The following is a 524-nucleotide window of genomic DNA, read 5'->3' on the forward strand; positions in this document are numbered from 1 at the left end:
GTCGTAAACGGTCGAGTTTCATGATCCGTTTGAGGTGGGCGAACAGCATCTCCACCTTTTTTCGTTCGCAGCGAGAGACGAGGTATTCCGGTGTCTTGGCGATGCGCCTGGCCACATCGCGGGCAGCCTCATGGATGCTGCGGACGATCTTCCGATTCGGCGTATTGGGGCAACATTTCGCTTTCAAAGGACAGGCGGTGCAGTCGGTTTGGCTGGAGCGATAAATGATGGTGTTGGCCTTGGTCACCCGCGATCTTTTATGGGTGAAGGCGCGCCATTCACTGCGTAGTGGTTTGCCGGCTGGGCAGCGGTATTCATTGGCTTCCTGATTCCAGTGAAAGTCGTTACTGGAGAGGCTGTCGTCTTTGCGCTCAGTCTTGTCCCACACCGGCACATGCGGCTCGATGTCCTTCTCTTCGACCATCCACGCCAGCATCGGGGCAGTGCCATAAGCGGTGTCGCCGATAAGACGTTCCGGTGTGAGGTCGAACTGCGCTTCGACACGCTCGACCATCGTTCTAGTC

Annotated in this window: 1 protein-coding gene; it reads right to left on the reverse strand. The window is 56.9% G+C overall.

Translation table 11 applies throughout. From position 1 onward, the window contains the following. Nucleotides 1–524: transposase (locus AAEZ09_RS27890; protein WP_350601577.1), on the reverse strand; the 524-nt coding region annotated here is incomplete at both ends.

It is taken from the genome of Pseudomonas sp. 65/3-MNA-CIBAN-0223 (assembly GCF_040310425.1).
Lineage (GTDB): Bacteria > Pseudomonadota > Gammaproteobacteria > Pseudomonadales > Pseudomonadaceae > Aquipseudomonas > Aquipseudomonas gregormendelii.